Here is a 15,793-nt window from a genome sequence, read left to right as displayed (position 1 = left end):
TCCTGACGCTGGTTTTTTTATTCGCCGAGGATACGCTTGGCCGCATCATTCAACGCATCTGCCGGTGCTTGGGCGCCGGTTGTGATGTTGCCAAGAGCAGGCTCCATCGAAGACCAGAATGCTCCCATCTCTGGGTTAGATGGCATAGGAACACCGTTAGCTGCATTCGCCAGCGTTGCCCCGACCTTTGGATCAGACTGTGCTTGACCAGCGGAAATGTCTGCCAAAGCACCCAGCGCGCTTTGCGCGTTCCATTCGGCAAGACCTTCGTCAGTGAGCATGTAGTTCTCGACCAGTTCAATCGCGAGATCTGCATTCGGCGAAGCGGCGTTGATCGCAGCGGAGTAAACCCCAAGGAACGGAGGCGATACTTGGCCGTTCACTGTTGGAATTGGAGCAACAGCAATGTTGATGCCAGCGTCAGTGTATCCATTCCAAGACCATGGGCCGTTGATGACCATTGCGGTTTCACCGCGGGCCATCGCACCGTCCATTACACCATAGTCAACGCCTTCCGGCAGGACGCCGTCATCAAAAAGCGAGCGCAGCACATCGCCACCCATAATCGCGCCATCGGTGTTAACACCAGTTGTGGAACCGTCGAACGAGCCGTCAACTTTCTTGAACGCAAATCCGCCGTTTGCCATGAGCATCGGGAAGGTAAAGTAGGTGTTGTTGTAATCCCAAAGAATTGTGTTCACACCCTCTGGGAGCTCGATGTCTTTGAGTTCTTCGAAGCTTGCTGGCGGTGTTGGGATCAAGTCTGTGTTGTAGATCAGGCCGATTGCTTCAACCGAAACGGGGTAGCCCCAGATATTGCCGTCAAAAGAAACCGCATCCCATGCCGTGTCTAGGACACCGGATTTGAAATCCGCACTTGGTGTAACGGGCGTGATCAAGCCACCTTTTGCCCATTCGCCAAAGCGGTCATGCGCCCAAAGAACGATATCGGGGCCGTCGCCAGTTGAGGCTGCTTGCTGGAATTTGTCGGTAAGGCCAGGGTCAACGACTTCGACCGATACTTCGATGCCGAGCTCTTCGGTGAATTTATCGGCAACGGCTTGAAGGTTTTCGTTGCCCTTGCCCGCACCCATCCAGATGGTGATCTTGCCTTCTTCCAACGCAAATGTGCCAGAAGCAGAACACATAAGAGCGGCAGTTACGCCTAGTGTTTTCATGAGGTTTTTCATATCTCTCTCCCTTTAGATTGGCTTTAAGAAAGCCGATTAAGCAGTCTTTTTGAGTGTAACGCCCGCGGTTTCGCCGGACTCCAAATAGGCGAAACCGTTTGGCCCAAGGATCAGGTTGCCATCGGAAATCGAGGCGTTATGCGGCCCGGAAATTTTTGCTTCACTGCCGAGTGAAACTGTTTGTGACGACTTTGAAAGGTTAAACACACAGGTAAGCGTTTGACCTTCCGCTACACGATGGAACGCCAAGAGCGGCTCCGGAAGATCGATGAATTCAGTCGATCCTTTGACCAATGCATCGCTCATCTTCCTAAACGCAATTGTCTCGCGATACGCGTGCAAAACGCTGTCGTTCGCTTGTGTTTGCGTGTTCACAGAGCGCAGCTTTTGCGGCTCTTTTACCGGCAACCAAGGCTTGGCCGCAGAGAAGCCTGCTCCGTCCTCGCTCGCATCCCAAACCATCGGCGTGCGGCATCCATCACGGCCTTTGTTCTCTGGCCAGAATCGCAGGCCAGGAGGGTCGGTTAGCTCGCTGTATTCCAGTTCAGTTTCAGCAAGGCCAAGCTCCTCACCCTGATAAATACCGATAGTGCCTTCAAAGCTCATGAGCATCGCCGCGGCCTGTTTGGCGAGGTCATCCGGATTTTCCGAAAACTCCGACCAACGGGTTACGTGGCGCTGCACATCATGGTTTGAGAAACTCCATGACGGCCATCCATCGGGCGCGCCCTTTTGAAAGCCTTCAATCGTATTGCGGAAATGCGCGGCAGTGAATTTCGGGCCGAGCATCTCGAAGCTATAGCACATGTGCAAACGGTCATCGCCACGCGTGTACTCGCCCATGATATCAATCGCGGTCTGGCCGCCATCGCCTACTTCGCCAACCATCATCCGTGCATCAAACTCATCCGTCAGCGCACGCATCCGTTTTAGGAACGCGATGTTTTCGGGGCGGTTCTTGGAATAGATGTGGTTCTGCATCCCGTAGGTATCGACCTGTTCGTCGATGATATGCTGAGGTGCAGGCGGGTTGTTGCGAAGCTCGGTATCATGGAAATAGTAGTTCACCGTATCAAGCCGGAACCCGTCTACGCCACTCTCAAGCCAAAAGCGCATGCTCTTAAGGATTTCGTCCTGCACATCCGCGTTGTGCATATTGAGGTCTGGCTGCTCAATCAGGAAGTTGTGAAGGTAATACTGCCGACGGCGCGGCTCCCATTCCCACGCGGCACCACCAAAAACAGAGGGCCAGTTGTTGGGCGGCATACCATCCGCAGAGGGCTCTGCCCAAACATACCAATCGGCTTTGTCATTGGTGCGGGATGTACGGCTTTCCTTGAACCATTCGTGCTGGTCGGATGTGTGCGAGAGCACCTGATCCACAATTACTTTAAGACCCAATTCATGAGCTCGCGCAATCAACGCATCAAAATCCGCAAGCGTCCCAAAGAGCGGGTCAATATCGGTGTAATCGCTCACGTCATATCCCATGTCTTTCATCGGGGACATGAAGATCGGGCTAAGCCAGATCGCCTCGACTCCAAGCGCAGCGACATGATCAAGCCGTTTTGTGATCCCATTCAGATCGCCAATACCGTTTCCAGTGCTGTCCTGAAACGACCGCGGATAGATTTGATAGATTGTCGCGCCGCGCCACCATTCCGACATGCCGCTCCTCCTGAAATTGGTTGGTTCGTCTGATTCTCAAAAAAGCATAGCGTCGTGTTTAAATTTTTCAAAGCGTTTTGAAAGAATTTATTTTAGCGTCCGCTGGTACAAAGTTTTTGCCTTATTTTTATAGATGATATATCTTCAAATCGATTTGAGGAGATTTAAATGGCAACATTGAAGGACATCGGCAACGCCCTCAACCTCTCACCTGCAACGGTGAGTCGGGCGCTTAATGGCTTCCCAGAAGTCAGTGAAAAAACGCGTGTTCTTGTTGCCGAGACCGCGAAGAAAATGAACTACCGCCCGAACCAAATCGCCAAGAAATTGGTCTCTGGTCGCTCAGGCATGGTGGGAATGATTCTCAAGCCGGAAAGCACGCAAGCAACGGATGCTGCGTTCTATGAAATCATGTTTGGCCTTTCAGATCAGCTCGCCCGCCGAGATATGGATTTGGTGTTTCATGCCTCGATGGCCGACGAAATCCTGATGCCTTACAAACGTCTCGTAGAGAAAAATACGCTTGATGGATTTATCCTGAACGCGCCGGAAAAAGACGATCCGCGCATCGCATACCTGCAAGAACAGGGCATTCCTTTTGTTGTTCACGGCCGGACAGAGAACGCGGATTATGCCTATTTCGATATCGACAACAGGAATCTTGCAAGTGACGCCCTAAACCTCCTTGCCAATCTCGGCCATCAACGCGTTGCGTTTCTGAATGGCCCGCGTTCCTTTACCTTCTCGGCCTCGCGCCTTGCAGGCTTTAAAGATGCTGCCAGCCACAAGGGCTTGGTTATCCCAGAATTCGCTGTGCATCACGGCGTACTGACAGAGGATTACGGGTATTCCGCCGCACTTTCACTGCTTTCTGGGCACGAAGGATTGCCACCCACGGCAATCATTTGCGCTTCTACGCTTATCGCGGCGGGTGTCTATCGCGCGGCAAATGATCTAAATATTCCGATCCCGTCCAAACTATCGGTTATCGCGCATGATGATGCCGTGCCGCAAATGCGAGCCGTAAACTTCAGCCCCGCCCTAACCGTAACGCGCGCGCCCTTCCGTGATGCTTGCGCGCCGCTTGCCAAGGCAATTTGCGATCTTTTGGACGGCGCACAACCGAAAGACCTTCAAACAATTGAGCGTGCCGAGTTGATCATCCGCGATTCAACTGGCCCTGCCCCCGCATCAGGAGAAACCTCATGGTAGAAAACACCAAACATGCGCTTTCAATTCAGGCGCTGCAAAAATCCTACGGGCAGATTGAAGTCCTAAAAGACATCAACGTCACGATGGACCCACACGAATTTCTTGTGCTTGTCGGCCCGTCTGGATGCGGGAAATCAACCTTGCTGAACTGCATCGCAGGACTTGAGGAAACAACCGCAGGAACCCTCATGATTGGCGGTCGCGAAGTTACGGCTCTGCCGCCACGCGAGCGCGATATTGCGATGGTTTTCCAGTCTTATGCGCTTTACCCGACCATGACAGTGGGCGAGAACATCGCCTTTGGCATGAAAATTCGGAAGCAAGACAAAGCGAGCATCGCGGCAAAAGTTGATGAAGTTGCCAAGCTCTTGCAAATAGAAAGCCTGCTTGATCGTCGCCCCGGTCAGCTATCTGGCGGACAACGTCAACGTGTTGCCATGGGGCGTGCGCTTGTGCGCGATCCGGAGCTATTCCTCTTTGACGAACCACTCTCGAACCTTGACGCCAAGCTTCGTGTTGAAATGCGCGCAGAGATCAAGCGGCTCCATGAAACTACGGGCGCCTCAATCGTTTATGTGACGCACGACCAAATCGAAGCGATGACCCTGGCAACCAAGATTGTTGTTCTGAAAGACGGTTTCGTACAACAAGTCGGCACCCCTGCCGAAATCTATCACAGCCCAGCCAATACATTTGTGGCCGATTTCATGGGCTCGCCGCCAATGAACCTCGTGCCCGCCACTGTTATAGGCAAAAACAGCATTCGTTTTGGCGACGGTCAGGAACTAACTGGCGTTACGATTCCAGAAACCGCGACCGGAGAGATCACGCTTGGCATTCGTCCTGAGAACTTCGCGATTGGCTCGGATATAGAAGTTGAGGTTTCGTCTTCGGAGAACACGGGATCAGACACGTATCTGTCGTTCGAAATTGCCGAGACGAAACTCACTGCCCGACTTCCTTGGAGCTTTGCGCAAACGGGTATTGTCGGCTTAAGCGTCGATAAAGCCCAGCTTCGGTATTTTGATCGCCAATCAGGTCAGGCGCTGTAACGCTTAGGTTACGACAGTCACCTTAAGTTCGCCCAGCGCAGGATGGGAGATACACATCTCATCCTGCGGAACGACAGCCCCAACGCCCTCTGGAGTTCCTGTTAGGATCACATCGCCCGCGGATAGTGCGAAGTAGTTCGACAGATAAGAGATCATCTGCGGAACCTTCCAGATCATCTGATTCACGTCGCCCTCTTGCCGAAGCGCACCATTAACCGTGAGCTTGAGCGGCCCAGATGCAATATGGCCCGTTTGGGCAACCGGATGGAACGGCCCAATTGGCGCGGAATGTTCGAATGCTTTGCCAATCTCCCAAGGCCGCCCCGCCTTTTTCGCCGCGCCCTGCAAATCACGGCGTGTCATATCGAGCGCAAGAGCATAGCCAAACACATGATTTAGAGCATCATCCTCTGGGATTCCCTCCCCGCCGGAAGCCAAGCAAACGGCGATTTCTGCTTCATGGTGCACATCATTGGTATGCGGCGGATAAGGAAATTCCGACGCCTGCGTTAGATTGTTAGGGTTCTTCTGAAAAAAGAATGGCGGCTCTTTTGGGTCATGGCCCATTTCAACCGCATGAGCCGCATAGTTTCGGCCAATGCAATATACCCGCCGAACGGGAAACTTCGCTTGCGTACCAACAACATCAAGCAACACCTGCTCCGGCGCAGCGATCACCAAATCCTTCATCTCATCCCCTTCAAGGTCAGCACGCAATCGTAAGCCCTTACGTGCATTTGCCACATAACAAGCGTGCTGCGGCATCTCGCGCAACCCTTTTTGGCTCTGAGCAATTGAAATTTACCGCAACCTCATTTAAACGGCTACGCAATCCATCATTGCGCAAAAAGCCACGAGCTTTGCCGCGCTTTTAAGTGAAATTTCCGGCGTCGATACATGCGCGCCGCTGCTCCCGCCCATCGCAGAAAGGCCAAAATAGAATGACACAGAAAAAACAGCCCGACATATTGTATACAATTGTAGACGAAGCGCCTCAGCTTGCGAGCGCATCGCTTCTACCGATCATTAAGTCCTTTGCATCTGTTGTTGATGTAAGCGTTGGCACTAAGGATATCTCGCTTGCAGGCCGCATTCTCGCGACGGTTCCAGAAGCCCTTACCGAAGAGCAGCGCCAATCTGACGACCTTGCTGAACTTGGTGTTCTGGTGAAAACACCAGAGGCCAACGTCATCAAGCTTCCAAACATCTCTGCGTCTGTTCCACAGCTGACTGCCGCAATCGCGGAGCTTCAGTCCCAAGGTTACAACGTTCCGGATTATCCCGAGAACCCAACCACCGACGAAGAAAAAGACATCCGCGCGCGCTACGATGCGATCAAGGGCAGCGCTGTGAACCCTGTTCTGCGTGAGGGTAACTCTGACCGTCGCGCCGCACGCGCGGTAAAGAACTACGCGATGAAAAACCCGCACTCCATGGGCGATTGGGTTTCTACTTCGAAAACGCACGTGGCTTCCATGCCGGGGAATGATTTCTATTCCAACGAACAGTCCGCAACCATCAGCGCCGATCAAGCTGGTGCTGCCAAGATCGAGTTCGTCGCGGAGAACGGCGATGTGACTCTCCTCAAAGACGGCATCAACCTTGCAGAAGGTACAGTTGTTGACGCCACATTCATGAGTGCGGCAGCTCTTCAGGCATTCATTCGCTCGGAAATCGAAAAGGCCAAAGCTGAAGGTGTTCTCTTCTCTGTGCACCTCAAAGCGACAATGATGAAGGTCTCTGATCCGATCATCTTTGGTCACTTTGTGTCTGTGTTCCTTGAGGATGTATTCGCCAAACACGGTGACACATTCGAGAGCCTCGGTGTTTCGCCAAACAGTGGCATCGGTGATCTTGTTGCCAAGGTCGAGACTCTGCCAGCAGATCAGTCCGCCGCAATCCTCGCGGATATCGAAGCGGCCCTCGCCGGTCAGCCACCGCTCTATATGGTGGACTCCGACAAAGGCATTACGAACCTTCACGTGCCGTCAGACGTCATCATCGACGCGTCGATGCCTGCGGTTATCCGTGCAGGCGGCAAAGGTTGGGGGCCTGATGGCAAGCCCGCAGACACAAAATGTGTGATCCCAGACAACTGCTATGCGCCCGTTTATGACGAGACAATCAACTATTTCAAAGAAACCGGCGCGCTGGACCCAACAACATCCGGCACAGTTTCCAATGTTGGCTTGATGGCGCAAAAAGCAGAGGAATACGGCTCACACCCAACAACCTTCGAAGCGCCCGGCAACGGTGAAATCCGCTATGTTCTGGCCAATGGCGAAGTTCTTCATTCGCACAAAGTTGAAAAGGGCGACATCTGGCGCTCCTCGTCAGCCAACAAAGCGCCGATCGAAGATTGGGTGCAGCTTGCCATTTCACGCCAGAAAGCAACCGGCTCCGAAGCGATCTTCTGGCTCGATGCAAACCGCGCGCATGATGCCGAGCTAATCAAGTATGTCGACGCAATTCTTGAGCGCGAAGGCGTAGCCGACAAATTCGTCACGCTCGCGCCTCGGGCGGCAACACGCCAGACCCTTGAAACTATCCGCACTGGTGCGGATTCTATCGCGGTGACAGGTAACGTTCTGCGCGATTACCTGACCGACCTGTTCCCGATCCTTGAGCTTGGTACATCCGCCAAGATGCTCTCGATTGTGAAGCTTATGAACGGTGGCGGCTTGTTTGAAACTGGTGCTGGCGGCTCTGCGCCAAAGCACGTTCAGCAGCTTGTATCCGAAGGACACCTGCGCTGGGACTCGCTCGGCGAATTCTGCGCTCTCGGAGAATCTCTGAACTTCCTCGCCGATAGCAAAGGCAATGCCAAAGCAGCCGTACTCGGCAAAGCGGTTGACGCCGCAACCGAGAAACTCCTCGACACTGGTAAATCGCCACAGCGTAAAGTTGGCCAACTCGACAACCGCGACAGCCACTATTTCTTTGCGCTCTACTGGGCCGAAGCCCTGGCCGCTCAAACCGAGGATGCCGAACTGGCCGCGCATTTCGCACCCATCGCGAAAGAGCTCGCCGACAAGCAAGACACGATCCTCGCGGAGCTTGCATCCACACAGGGCAAACCAGCTGATCTCGGTGGATACTTCCACACGGACCCAGCCAAAACAGCAGCAGTCATGCGCCCGAGCGCAACACTGAATGCTATCATCGGCTAGGTAATCCTAAACCAAACAGCAAACGGCGCCCTCTGTTGGGGCGCCGTTTTCGTTTTCACTCGACTTCGAAAGCCGTTGTCTAACCATTCGCCACAGGCAATAAGAGACAAACAGGAGAACTGCGTTGTATTTCAAACAAGACACTGGCCCCGCGCGCAAGCAACGTCGCGCATTTGTAATTTGGGCAACTGTAGTGCTCGGCTGTGTCATCGCACTTCTTACACTGATGCCTGTCAGCGTTCCAAAGTCGCTCCCCGGCGACGACAAGCTATACCATATGCTTGCCTTTTTCGGACTGACACTACCCTGTGCGGTGATTTACCCGCGCGCGCTTGTGCGAGTGGTTTTGGCGGCAGTGCTTTACGGCGCGCTCATCGAACTCATCCAACCCACTGTTGGCCGCTCGCGGGAAATGGCTGATCTCATCGCAGACACCACAGGCGTGTTTCTCGGCGCCGCGCTTGGCTGGCCGCTTCATCACGCTTTCATGGCTTATCTTAGAAAGAAGGCCACCGTCAGGTCTGATACCCAACGGTAGCCTAAAGTGTTTACGCGATCAGCAATCGCCAGATGGCAGCATGTTTACCGATGAATATCTGCCATCGGACGTGGTGATTTCGGCACATGCGCCCGTAGAGCGGTTAAACCAATAAGATGTTAGCCCACTGCTCCGCACGTTTTCGTAGCCTAGATTCTGTAGTCCCATTTCCGCTTGGCCCGCTTTTGCGCCAATGAACGGAGTCAGATCAGTTGAACTTCCGACAGCAGGTGTGCCCGCGGGTTCCGAAGTTTCGACGCAAGCAGCAAGTGAAAATGCCAGCGGTACAGCAGCGAGATAAGCAAGCTTCATGTTAGTATCCTTGGTTAGAAAAGTTGGTGTCGTTAGAGAAATTGCTCCACCTTCACCCTATCACAAAACTTTTCGCGCCCAAAACGGCACGTGCTTTATTGCATCGCGTCCAACATGACGCTCACGGATTTTTGCGCGCCTTTTGTCAAAACAGGATAGCTCTGCGTATTTCGATAGATACGCTTACGATCCGAGATGATTTCTACGGTCGCGACATAGGTAAACCTCTCATCGATCACGGCTGGATCAAACAAAAGGTCAATCGTCATTGGCAATTCAGAAACCGCAATCCGCTTCCCTGCAATTGGCGTTGCTGCGACATCCATCAAGGATACGTCAAGGAGTTGAACATATGCTTGGGCATCCTCGGGAAGCGGCTCTGTTGAATCCGTATCAAACTGCACCTCAACCTGACACACCCCTGCCACACAGAGTTCTTCTGAAATCGACGCATTCGCGAACGCCAACGTCGAAACAAGAAAAGCAATAATTCGATACATCTTTGTCTCCATTAAATTCTGTTCCATAAAATGATTGAACTCGCTCTGACGAGCGCATTCGGATATCTATTTAATCAAGAGCCAGTCTATTTTACGTTAGCTATCAAGTAAAATCTTGTTCATGAGTGGCGTCAGGACTTTGTCGTGTTTTGGGTTCCAGCACTCTTTTCGCGCTTCGCGACTAATCCACTTACGGACATTCGCTTTCCTCGACCTTTTTAGCTCCCTCGCGGGTAGTTCAAGCGTCGTTACTTGCGTTTTCACCGAAGCAGGAAGCGTTTCGAAAACACCCGCATATAGCGACCGTACAGATCCGGGTGCCCGCGCGTCCCTTTTATCCCAAGGCCTTAGCCGCCCCGCGAAATGCAGGATGTTTGGAGCCTCGTCTTTATGTGTCCAGGAACGCTCTTTTTTGAAGTTCCAGTTATCGCCGAACCAGTCACATTTGTCCCCGAACTTAAGGTTCAACACATCCTGATCTGCGAGCGGAAGATAGGCATTGGCATCAGTTGCCAGAGCGATGCATTGCGTGGTCATGTCGTTTTCACGCCAGTACCCAGAATTCAGAATGTAAACGCCGGCGTTGAAATAGCCTTTGTTCAGCGGCAGGTGGTTCTTCTCGAAGAGATCTTTCTTTGTCTCCATATCCCAACCGGCATCGACGGCGCCAAACACTTCTACGCCGTTCGGTGCAAATGCATGAATATCGTTACATAGAAGCGTATCGCCATCCAGATAGATATGGTTTTCAAAGCCGTTTAGCTGGTCGTTGATGACAAGCCGCCCGAATGTGGACAGCGGAATGCGATCGATGGATGACCGAAGCGAGCCAAGCGAACTAAAATGGCTTTCAAGATCAAGATTGATCCATGCGATCTCAAGCTTACTGCCTGCAAAAAACGCGCGCATGTCGGCTTGAACATTCTCCGGAACATCAATCAGAAAAACAGCGACATTCACTCTCGCTGTTGCGAATGTATTCATGCTTAGAAGCGACGCCGCGACGAGCGGTAAGTAACGCGCATCAGAGACATAAGTTACGCAAGTTGAGTTCACTTTAGTTTTGTTCCTTGGCGCGGGAGCGCGTGTCCATCCGGCCCTTTCTTAACATTGTTGTATCTGGAAAGAAATGTCCGCGTCGCTTGGGTTTAGGTTCGTTTCCACCCCACCCACACTGAATGATTTGCGGCGTTTTATTTTTTAGAACTTTCTCGGTCTTCAAACGCTTAATGAAAATCTCGACTTGGGAAGAGTTGCTTGGCCTGCTCACGTGGATGCCTAGAACGCGCGGGATGACGTGCGGATTTTGGGGTGTCATCCGCGCGCAGGCCTTCGGTGGTCACTGCGTCTGATTGAGGATGACCAAGCTCTTGGAGGCGGTAAGAAAAATCCTCAACCTGCTGAGCGATCAAATGCACAACGATCCCTTCGCGTTGGAGATAGCCTGTAACACGCAACAACCGCCCGCCCATGACGATGCGCCGGAAACGCTCATATACCGAGGGCCAGACCACAATATTACTGACTCCGGTTTCATCTTCCAGTGTCAGAAAAATCACCCCCGACGCCGTACCTGGCCTCTGGCGTGTAATAACAAGCCCACAAACGGAGTACCGGCCCAGCGGGACTTTCGGAAGCGCATCATGCGTCACCAGCCCAGGAATAGACGGACGAAGCAGCTCCATGGGATGGGCCCGCAAAGTCATACGCGTCGAGACATAATCCTCCACAACCTCCTCCCCCAGCTGCATCGGCGGTAATACCACCTGAGGCTCTTGAATGGCTTCCCCGTCAATCGGATCGTTAAACAACGGCAATGGTTTGTTGCTGCGAATAGCCTTTACCTTCCAAAGGGCGTCTCTGCGGGTCAAACCCATATCGAAAAACGCATCCGCCTGCGCAAGCCGTTCAAGCGCGGCCGGCGCAACGCCCGCGCGGATCCAAACAGTTTCAGGATCACGGTATCCATTGCCGCGGGCCGCCACGATCCAATCCGCATCTTCTTCTTTGAACCCTTTGATCTGTCGGAAACCTAGCCGCAAAGCCAATGCACCATCGGAACGGCGCTCCAGCGTGTTGTTCCATTCGGAATTGTTAATACAGATCGGGCGCACGTCTACCTGATGCTCACGGACATCGCGCACAATCTGTGCTGGCGCATAGAACCCCATGGGCTGTGAATTTAGCAGTGCACACGCAAAAATAGCTGGATGGTGACACTTCAGCCAAGCGGAGACATAAGCCAACATCGCAAAGGCTGCAGCATGGCTTTCGGGAAAACCATAATCGGCAAACCCTTCAATCTGGCCAAAACATCGTTCAGCCACTTCCAGACTATAGCCATTGCGCAGCATTCCGGTGATGAACTTCTCCCGATGCTCACCAATCGTTCCCATTCGGCGAAAAGTAGCAAGCGACCTGCGCAAATGGTCGGCTTCTTCGGCAGAAAACCCTGCGCCTACAACCGAGATTTGCAAAGCCTGCTCCTGAAACAGAGGCACTCCCAGCGTACGCTTAGTAACAGCTTCCAGTTCGGGCCCAAATGGCTCTACTTTTTCCAGCCCTTGCCGCCGTTTGATATAGGGCTGCACCATACCACCCTGAATAGGCCCTGGGCGCACAATGGCCACCTCAATCACCAGATCATAGAATTCACGCGGCCGCATTCGAGGCAGGAAATTCATCTGCGCCCGACTTTCCACCTGAAAAACACCGACCGCATCAGCACGGCACAGCATGTCATATGTGGCTTCGTCTTCTTGTGGAATTGTGGCGATGCTATGCGTGATGCGCTCGTGTTGCTGCATCAGAGCAAATGATTTTTGAATGCACGTCAACATCCCCAATCCCAGCACATCGATCTTTAGGATACCCAAGGCATCAATATCATCCTTGTCCCAACAGATCACAGTGCGGTCCTCCATTGCCGCATTCTCAATTGGAGCGAGTTCATCCAACCGCCCACGCGTGATAACAAATCCCCCCACATGCTGAGACAAATGACGAGGGAAGCCGATAATCTCGCCAATCAGGTGTATTGTTTGCATTAGTCGGCGATCGTCTGGATCAAGGCCAAGCTCGCGGACACGGTCCAGATCGACGCCACCATTGCTCATGCCCCAAATCTGACTTGAGAGGCAGGCCGTCACGTCCTGTGACAGCCCCATTACTTTGCCGACCTCACGAATAGCCGCACGTGAACGAAAATGAATAACGGTGGCACAAAGCCCTGCGCGATGGCGGCCATACTTTTCATATATCCACTGGATCACCTCTTCGCGGCGCTCATGCTCGAAATCAACATCGATATCAGGCGGCTCACCTCGGTGTTTGGATACGAACCGCTCAAACACCATCGCAATCATATTTGGGCTAACATCGGTAATTCCCAACAGATAACACAGGATCGAATTTGCCGCCGATCCACGCCCCTGACACAGGATGCCTTGTGATTTTGCAAACTGCACGATTTCATGGACGGTCAGGAAATACGCTGGAAAATCCAGCTCTTTAACCACCGCCAGCTCTTTAGTCATCAAACTGATCGCACGATCAGGTGGACCATCAGGATAACGCCATTCCAGCCCCTCACGCGCCAAACGCTCCAAACGCGCATAGGGTGTTTCGCCCTCTATTTCCTCATAAGGATATTCATAAGACAGCTCGCTCAAATCGAAACTACATTGGGCCGCGATCTCCAATGTCCGGCGGATCGCCCCTAGATAGTTTCGAAAGAGACGCGCCATATCAGCACCACCCTTCAGGCGCCGCTCGCCATTTGGCAAAGCTTGGGTGCCGATCTGATCAATTGTAATATGCTCTCGCATACACGTCAGAACATCCGCCAGCTTCCGACGACTGGCCCGGTGCATCAACACGTCACCCATCGCAACCATCGGCGCACAGGCCTTTTGCGCAATTTCAGCACAGGCCTTCAGATAGGATTGGTCACTACCGTCATAACGCGGGACCGCCCCAAGAAAAACATGGCTTGGAAAACATCGGCGCATGCTCTGAATTTCAGGGATAGCATCGCTAAGCTTTTTTTGCGGCAACGCTATCAAGATCATGCCTTTGCAAGCCGTTGTAAGGTCTTTGGCATAGAGAAAGCATTCGCCCTTTTCCGCGCGGCGCTTACCCAGTGTAAGCAGCCGACTCAGACGTTGATACGCCGCACGGTCACGAGGCAAAGTGACCCAGTCTACCGAGCTGTCGCGTAGAACAAGACGGCAGCCCACAATAAGCCGAGGCAGCCTTGTCAGACGCGGCTTCTCGATCATGTCGCCGCTCTCTACTTGCTGCCGAGAGGATGCATCCACGCGCGTTCGTGACCGTATTTGTAAATCCTCTTCAGTTTCTCGGCTTAGTTCTTTCAATGCGGCCCACGCCCGCACGACACCAGCCAGAGAATTACGATCCGTAATAGCAATCGCAGACAGGCCCAGTTCAGCAGCGCGCGAGACCAGTTCCTCCGGATGAGAGGCTCCCGTCAGAAAAGTAAAATTACTTGTGACGCACAATTCCGCATAATCTGGCGCCTGAGAGTACGTATGGCTTGACTTGGTCATGCAAACTCTCCCTGCACAAACCATCCGGGGCTTTGCGGCGTATAAAACAGCCAAAGCCGCCGCCCCTGTGTGGTGTCCACCCGCCAGTAATCCCGCAAACCCGTTCGCCAGAGATCATCTTCCAGCCACCATTCGGGGGCGATACGCTCAGGGCCGACAATCCGGCCTGAGGTCATTGGCATACGTCTCCAACGGAAGCGCAACGGAGGGCGCGACTCCGTTGCGGCTATTGGTTCAGGCGGGAACAATGTGATTGGTCGCGGCTGCACGACAAACCAACTGCTCTCTGGTTCTGAATACGCCGCGCTTGCAACAACAAAGCTGCGTTCAGGGATGTGACTATCCGCAGGCAAGAGCCGCCTAATATTTTCCAATCCAAGGCGTGTACCCAAACGCGTAATAAGATCAGCCAATCGATCAGATCGTTTTGAAGGGACATGGCTCAATTGAACGGTCGGCAAAGCCTCGGTCTGAACGGCCTGTAGCCGCATTTGATCAATGCCATACCCTGCATCAATTTCGCCCACGCCGCGCTCAAACAAAGGCAGCATTCGATCTGCATCACTTAGGGCCCTCGCCAAACACACCTCAACAATCTGGGCATCTTGATCAACGCGGCGCAACGTAAGGCATAGAACTCTTGCGCCAACCTCCTGCTCTTTCAGCTTGCTGCATAATCGGCTTAACAATCGGGAAACGCCCGCCATAACGTCATGAACTAGCCCAATTGGCTCAGGCAGGGTTATTCTCACCCCATAATGAGGCGGGTCGTTTTCTGGTGCGATTTGCTCTGGCTGGCGCCCTAAGGCCTGGTCTAGCCGCAGCAAAAGGTCAGGCCCAAATCGACGCGCGAGTGGCGCTCGTTCTGCCGCTTCAACTTCACCAATTCTACGCAAACCCAGCCGCTGAAGCCCCATCACAGCATCATCACCAAGCCGAAGAGCTGCAACGGGCAGATGCGAAAGCGCCGCCAACGGCTGACCGATTTCTGCGCATCCCTCGCCATAATGCGCCAGCGCCCAAGCTGCCCCACGTGAATCGCCCAAACCGATTTGAACCGAAACCCCAATTCGCGCCAAGCGCTGACGGATATCCATCAGCATCCCTGCCTCGCCACCAAACAAATGCGCGGAGCCCGTAATATCCATTACAAGCCCATCTCTCCCTTCGATCCCAACCCATGGACAATAGCGCGTCGCCCACCGGCGCAAGGCGCTCAAAAACAGAGCATCTTTGGCGGTATCCGCTTCTTGGCTTGTCAGGTTGGGACAGAACGAACGTGCATCAGCAAAAGGCATTCCTTGGGAAAGGCCCTGCCGTTCTGCTTCTGCGTTCAGACAGTAAATCTGATTGGCATTATTCTGCGATAACGTCAGAACAAACGGGCCGCTGACCGACTTCGTTCGCAGAACTCGGTCACTTCCCAACCGCGGGAACCATAACGAGACAACACGACGACGCACTTCAGTCAACCTACACCCCCTAAATGTTCTGCATTTGTTCTTAATAGTTTCTTGATGTCAGAGAGTCGAGTCCGTTGTCAGGAGAACCCATTTGAGCCACCTGTTCACGGATATGTGCCG

General features: G+C 53.1%; 12 protein-coding genes. 4 read left to right on the top strand and 8 right to left on the bottom strand.

The window, feature by feature from the left end:
* Positions 1-17: 17 nt before the first annotated feature.
* Both malE and OU789_RS00220 read right to left on the bottom strand, forming a co-directional pair.
* Complete coding sequence (gene malE, locus OU789_RS00225) at positions 18-1,190, bottom strand: maltose/maltodextrin ABC transporter substrate-binding protein MalE (RefSeq protein ID WP_274652278.1); 1,173 nt, start codon at positions 1,188-1,190, stop codon at positions 18-20.
* A 36-nt stretch (positions 1,191-1,226) separates the two neighbouring features.
* Entirely contained in the window at positions 1,227-2,858 is a 1,632-nt protein-coding gene (locus OU789_RS00220; protein ID WP_274652275.1) for an alpha-glucosidase, read from the bottom strand.
* Between the two features lie 168 nt (positions 2,859-3,026).
* Between OU789_RS00220 and OU789_RS00215 the strand changes: the two genes are divergently transcribed.
* Positions 3,027-4,070: a substrate-binding domain-containing protein gene (locus OU789_RS00215; RefSeq protein WP_274652274.1), complete on the top strand. Its 1,044-nt coding sequence runs from the start codon at positions 3,027-3,029 to the stop codon at positions 4,068-4,070.
* Entirely contained in the window at positions 4,064-5,122 is a 1,059-nt protein-coding gene (locus OU789_RS00210) for an ABC transporter ATP-binding protein (protein WP_274652272.1), read from the top strand. Before OU789_RS00215 ends, OU789_RS00210 begins: the two co-directional genes overlap by 7 nt.
* A 3-nt stretch (positions 5,123-5,125) precedes the next feature.
* Here the strand turns inward: OU789_RS00210 and OU789_RS00205 are convergent, their stop codons facing one another.
* Positions 5,126-5,812, bottom strand: a complete 687-nt coding sequence (locus OU789_RS00205) for a fumarylacetoacetate hydrolase family protein (RefSeq protein WP_274654474.1) — start codon at positions 5,810-5,812, stop codon at positions 5,126-5,128.
* A gap of 251 nt (positions 5,813-6,063) precedes the next feature.
* Between OU789_RS00205 and OU789_RS00200 the strand changes: the two genes are divergently transcribed.
* Together OU789_RS00200 and OU789_RS00195 are read left to right on the top strand one after the other, a co-directional pair.
* Positions 6,064-8,292, top strand: a complete 2,229-nt coding sequence (locus tag OU789_RS00200) for an NADP-dependent isocitrate dehydrogenase (protein WP_274652270.1) — start codon at positions 6,064-6,066, stop codon at positions 8,290-8,292.
* A gap of 124 nt (positions 8,293-8,416) precedes the next feature.
* Positions 8,417-8,830 (top strand): VanZ family protein, encoded by a 414-nt coding sequence (locus OU789_RS00195; RefSeq protein ID WP_274652268.1) that lies wholly within the window; start codon positions 8,417-8,419, stop codon positions 8,828-8,830.
* A gap of 18 nt (positions 8,831-8,848) precedes the next feature.
* Here the strand turns inward: OU789_RS00195 and OU789_RS00190 are convergent, their stop codons facing one another.
* The 5 genes from OU789_RS00190 to OU789_RS00170 form a co-directional block, all read right to left on the bottom strand.
* Complete coding sequence (locus OU789_RS00190; RefSeq protein ID WP_274652266.1) at positions 8,849-9,142, bottom strand: hypothetical protein; 294 nt, start codon at positions 9,140-9,142, stop codon at positions 8,849-8,851.
* 95 nt (positions 9,143-9,237) lie between these two features.
* Positions 9,238-9,642, bottom strand: coding sequence for a YbaY family lipoprotein (locus OU789_RS00185; protein WP_274652264.1), 405 nt, complete (start codon positions 9,640-9,642; stop codon positions 9,238-9,240).
* A 96-nt stretch (positions 9,643-9,738) separates the two neighbouring features.
* The gene (locus OU789_RS00180) at positions 9,739-10,698 is read right to left on the bottom strand and encodes a glycosyltransferase family 8 protein (RefSeq protein WP_274652262.1); all 960 of its coding nucleotides are present in this window, start codon (positions 10,696-10,698) and stop codon (positions 9,739-9,741) included.
* Between the two features lie 170 nt (positions 10,699-10,868).
* Positions 10,869-14,210 (bottom strand): error-prone DNA polymerase, encoded by a 3,342-nt coding sequence (locus OU789_RS00175; RefSeq protein WP_274652261.1) that lies wholly within the window; start codon positions 14,208-14,210, stop codon positions 10,869-10,871.
* Positions 14,207-15,673: a Y-family DNA polymerase gene (locus OU789_RS00170; protein ID WP_274654472.1), complete on the bottom strand. Its 1,467-nt coding sequence runs from the start codon at positions 15,671-15,673 to the stop codon at positions 14,207-14,209. Before OU789_RS00170 ends, OU789_RS00175 begins: the two co-directional genes overlap by 4 nt.
* Positions 15,674-15,793 lie beyond the last annotated feature (120 nt).

The sequence above is a fragment of the Halocynthiibacter sp. C4 genome (assembly GCF_028823805.1).
Taxonomy (GTDB): Bacteria; Pseudomonadota; Alphaproteobacteria; order Rhodobacterales; family Rhodobacteraceae; genus Falsihalocynthiibacter; species Falsihalocynthiibacter halioticoli.
This window is presented reverse-complemented; position numbering and strand designations above follow the sequence as displayed.

What these genes read in the sequence shown, in the direction of transcription:
- malE (WP_274652278.1), bottom strand. Translation starts at nt 1,190, where the DNA reads ATGAAAAACCTCATGAAAACACTAGGCGTAACTGCCGCTCTTATGTGT.
- OU789_RS00220 (WP_274652275.1), bottom strand. Translation starts at nt 2,858, where the DNA reads ATGTCGGAATGGTGGCGCGGCGCGACAATCTATCAAATCTATCCGCGG.
- OU789_RS00215 (WP_274652274.1), top strand. Translation starts at nt 3,027, where the DNA reads ATGGCAACATTGAAGGACATCGGCAACGCCCTCAACCTCTCACCTGCA.
- OU789_RS00210 (WP_274652272.1), top strand. Translation starts at nt 4,064, where the DNA reads ATGGTAGAAAACACCAAACATGCGCTTTCAATTCAGGCGCTGCAAAAA.
- OU789_RS00205 (WP_274654474.1), bottom strand. Translation starts at nt 5,812, where the DNA reads ATGAAGGATTTGGTGATCGCTGCGCCGGAGCAGGTGTTGCTTGATGTT.
- OU789_RS00200 (WP_274652270.1), top strand. Translation starts at nt 6,064, where the DNA reads ATGACACAGAAAAAACAGCCCGACATATTGTATACAATTGTAGACGAA.
- OU789_RS00190 (WP_274652266.1), bottom strand. Translation starts at nt 9,142, where the DNA reads ATGAAGCTTGCTTATCTCGCTGCTGTACCGCTGGCATTTTCACTTGCT.
- OU789_RS00185 (WP_274652264.1), bottom strand. Translation starts at nt 9,642, where the DNA reads ATGTATCGAATTATTGCTTTTCTTGTTTCGACGTTGGCGTTCGCGAAT.
- OU789_RS00175 (WP_274652261.1), bottom strand. Translation starts at nt 14,210, where the DNA reads ATGACCAAGTCAAGCCATACGTACTCTCAGGCGCCAGATTATGCGGAA.